The sequence below is a fragment of the Sphingomonas bacterium genome, assembly GCF_903644055.1.
In the GTDB taxonomy this organism is placed as follows: domain Bacteria; phylum Pseudomonadota; class Alphaproteobacteria; order Sphingomonadales; family Sphingomonadaceae; genus Sphingomonas_I.
Genome location: NZ_CAHJXD010000225.1, coordinates 1 through 3,076, shown reverse-complemented (window position 1 = coordinate 3,076; position 3,076 = coordinate 1). Strand labels below are relative to the sequence as shown.

The window sequence follows — 3,076 nt, the reverse complement described above, 5'->3', positions numbered from 1 at the left end:
GTGCCGGCGGGCGAAGGCGCCATGGCCGCGCTGCTCGGCGCCGATTTCGCGCTCGCGGAGACGATCTGTGCCGAGGCTTCGCAGGGCGAGGTCTGCGCGGCGGCCAACGACAACGGCGGTGGCCAGGTGGTGATCTCGGGCGCCAAGGCGGCGGTCGAACGCGCGATGGCGCTGTCCAGGGAGAAGGGCGTCAAGCGCGCGCTCCCCCTCCCCGTCTCCGCGCCTTTCCACTGCGCGCTGATGCAGCCCGCCGCCGATGCGATGGCCGAGGCGCTCGCCAAGGCCGCGATGCGCGCGCCGCTGATGCCGCTCTACGCCAACGTCACCGCGGCGCCGGTCGCCGATCCCGCCGCGATCCGCGATCTGCTGGTCAGGCAGGTGACGGGCACGGTGCGCTGGCGCGAAAGCATCGAGGCGATGGTCGCGGCGGGCGTGACCGACTTCGTCGAACTGGGCGCGAAGGTGCTGGGGCCGATGGTTAAGCGCATCGTTCCGGAGGTGATCGTGACGAGCGTGGTGACGATGGCGGATGTGGAGGCTTTGGCGGCGAGGTTGTAGGCTAGCCTCCGCTCGATTCCTTGGCAGTCCGCGCGCCGAAATAGAAGCCGACGACCGAGCTGAACAAAGTAACGACCGGTCCAAAGACAAGGTTCATCAGGCGCATCAGCCGATCGGCATCGGCCGTCGCATCTGCGGAATCGGCTGCAACGGCTTCCATCGCGTTCGACATCGGCGGCGGGCCGGGCGCATTGATGACGAACAAATCCACGAACGATGCCAGGACGACCGTCGTGAGGAGCAACAGCAGGAGATAGCTTACCCACTTGCGGGTCGTGCTATCGGGCGTCTCCGTCGTCTTCGGCGTATAAGTGAGTACGGGAGGTCCTGAAATTCCCGCCGCTCCGGGGACTTCGGCATCCAAGTCGCTTTCCATCGCAGCATCCCCCATGCCGACGTGTCAAATCGCTACGTCTCGCAAGCCTCCCCGGCCCTTTAGCTGCACGGTGGCCCCGCCTTCGACCGCTTCGGATAGGAACTTCTGGGTGCCGAGCGCTATCCGGACCATGTCTCCCGTGGAGACACCGCGCTTCTTCGCCGATTCACGCAGAAAATCGAGCGTCTCGGCAGGCAGCTTCAATGTCGCCGTCTGAAGATCACCCGGCGCCGGTTCGGCCGCTTTTTCCGCGTCGGTTGCCATCGAGGTTCCTCATCGCTTAGGTCGAAATCCAACATAATCATTTAGCGCTGTTTGTGAAAGCGCGATGTGGATCGGGATACCAAGAATGTTCGATCTTTCTGGCATGACCGCGCTGGTCACCGGCGCATCCGGCGGGATCGGATCGGCAATCGCCGGGGTGCTGGCGGCGCAGGGCGCGACGGTGGCCTTGTCGGGCACGCGTGCCGAAGCGCTGACCGCGCTGACGCGGGAGATTGGTCGTGGCTCGCTTCCCATCCCCTGCAACCTGGGCGACAGCGCGGCGGTCGAGGCGCTGATCCCCTCCGCGGTCGAGGCGTTGGGCGGGAGGCTCGATATCCTCGTCAACAATGCCGGCGTGACGCGCGACAATCTCGTCATGCGGATGAAGGACGAGGAATGGGACCAGGTGATCTCGGTCAACCTCGAAGCCGCGTTCCGCCTGATCCGCGCCGCCGCGCGCCCGATGATGAAGGCGCGGTTCGGGCGCGTCATCACCATCACTTCGGTGGTCGGCACCACGGGCAATCCGGGGCAGGCCAATTACGCCGCGTCGAAGGGCGGCTTGACCGCGATGAGCAAGGCGCTGGCGCAGGAACTCGCCAGCCGATCGATCACGGTCAATTGCGTCGCGCCGGGCTTCATCGCCAGCGCCATGACCGACGCGCTCGACGAGAAGCAGAGGGCCGCGATCAACCAGCGCATCCCGGCGGGTGCGCTGGGCGCGGGCGCGGACGTCGCCGCCGCGGTCGCCTACCTCGCCAGCCGCGAGGCGGGCTACGTGACCGGGCAGACGATCCACGTCAACGGCGGCATGGCGATGCCGTGAAGCTCTTGCGGGGGCGCCAAGGCAGAGCTAGGGCAACGCCAAACCAGACCGCTAGGAAGGCTTGAAACCATGAGCGACACCGCAGATCGCGTGAAGAAGATTGTCGTCGAGCACCTCGGCGTCGAGCCCGAGAAGGTGACCGAGGAAGCGAGCTTCATCGACGATCTCGGCGCGGACAGCCTCGACATCGTCGAGCTGGTCATGGCGTTCGAGGAGGAATTCGGCGTCGAGATTCCCGACGATGCCGCCGAGAAGATCACGACCGTCAAGGATGCGATCTCCTACATCGATACGCACAAGGGCTGAGGCCGCAATATGACGATGCCTGAGCGGCTCCCCGACGTCCGCGTCCGGGAGCCGCTTTCGGTTTGACTAGATGCCGTCATCCCAGCGAAGGCTGGGATCTCGTGAGGCGAGCGCGCTACTGATCGCGGGAGATGCCAGCTTTCGCCGGCATGACGACATGAAGCGAGAGAGGATGATGCCATGCGCCGCGTGGTAGTGACCGGACTGGGGCTCGTGACACCGCTCGGCGCGGATGTCGAGATCGCATGGGCGAACATCCTCGCGGGCAAATCGGGCGCGGCGCCGATCACGCGTTTCGACGCCTCGGATCAGGTCTGCCGGATCGCCTGCGAGGTGAAGCCCGCCGATCACCCCTATGGCTTCGATCCGGGCAAGCGCGTCGATCACAAGGTACAGCGCCAGGTCGATCCCTTCATCATCTACGGCATCGACGCCGCCGGCCAGGCTTATGAGGATGCCGGGCTGGGCGAGCTCAGCTACGAGCAGAGCTGCCGCGTCGGCTGCTCGATCGGGGCGGGGATCGGCGGGCTGCCGGGGATCGAGAGCGAATCGAACATACTCGCCGAAAAGGGCCCGCGCCGCGTCAGCCCGCATTTCGTCCATGGCCGGCTCATCAACCTGATCTCGGGCCAGGTCTCGATCAAATATGGCCTGCGCGGTCCCAACCATGCGGTCGTCACCGCCTGCTCGACCGGCGCGCACGCGATCGGCGATGCCGCGCGGATGATCGCGATGGACGATGCCGA

The 3,076-nt window shown here is 65.9% G+C and carries 6 protein-coding genes; 4 read left to right on the top strand and 2 right to left on the bottom strand.

Annotation, left to right across the window (positions count from 1 at the left end):
• Positions 1-558, top strand: a 558-nt coding sequence (locus HUU94_RS10000; RefSeq protein ID WP_174274939.1) for an ACP S-malonyltransferase, incomplete at its 5' end; no start/stop codon positions are given.
• Between the two features lies 1 nt (position 559).
• Here the strand turns inward: HUU94_RS10000 and HUU94_RS09995 are convergent.
• Both HUU94_RS09995 and HUU94_RS09990 read right to left on the bottom strand, forming a co-directional pair.
• Positions 560-934: a hypothetical protein gene (locus tag HUU94_RS09995; RefSeq protein WP_174274938.1), complete on the bottom strand. Its 375-nt coding sequence runs from the start codon at positions 932-934 to the stop codon at positions 560-562.
• A gap of 24 nt (positions 935-958) precedes the next feature.
• Positions 959-1,198 (bottom strand): CopG family transcriptional regulator, encoded by a 240-nt coding sequence (locus HUU94_RS09990; RefSeq protein ID WP_174274937.1) that lies wholly within the window; start codon positions 1,196-1,198, stop codon positions 959-961.
• An 85-nt stretch (positions 1,199-1,283) separates the two neighbouring features.
• Here HUU94_RS09990 and fabG point away from each other — a divergent pair, with 85 nt between their 5' ends.
• From fabG to HUU94_RS09975, 3 genes are all read left to right on the top strand, one after another.
• Positions 1,284-2,024 carry a 3-oxoacyl-[acyl-carrier-protein] reductase gene (fabG, locus tag HUU94_RS09985; protein WP_174274936.1) on the top strand — a complete coding sequence of 247 codons (741 nt, stop codon included), beginning with the start codon at positions 1,284-1,286 and terminating at the stop codon, positions 2,022-2,024.
• 69 nt (positions 2,025-2,093) lie between these two features.
• Positions 2,094-2,330: an acyl carrier protein gene (locus HUU94_RS09980; RefSeq protein ID WP_167074416.1), complete on the top strand. Its 237-nt coding sequence runs from the start codon at positions 2,094-2,096 to the stop codon at positions 2,328-2,330.
• Between the two features lie 180 nt (positions 2,331-2,510).
• Positions 2,511-3,076, top strand: a 566-nt coding sequence (locus tag HUU94_RS09975) for a beta-ketoacyl synthase N-terminal-like domain-containing protein (protein WP_302480195.1), incomplete at its 3' end; no start/stop codon positions are given.

Bases quoted from the DNA above. Each gene is read 5' to 3' on its own strand.
- fabG (WP_174274936.1), top strand. From the start codon at position 1,284: ATGTTCGATCTTTCTGGCATGACCGCGCTGGTCACCGGCGCATCCGGC.
- HUU94_RS09990 (WP_174274937.1), bottom strand. From the start codon at position 1,198: ATGGCAACCGACGCGGAAAAAGCGGCCGAACCGGCGCCGGGTGATCTT.
- HUU94_RS09980 (WP_167074416.1), top strand. From the start codon at position 2,094: ATGAGCGACACCGCAGATCGCGTGAAGAAGATTGTCGTCGAGCACCTC.
- HUU94_RS09995 (WP_174274938.1), bottom strand. From the start codon at position 934: ATGGAAAGCGACTTGGATGCCGAAGTCCCCGGAGCGGCGGGAATTTCA.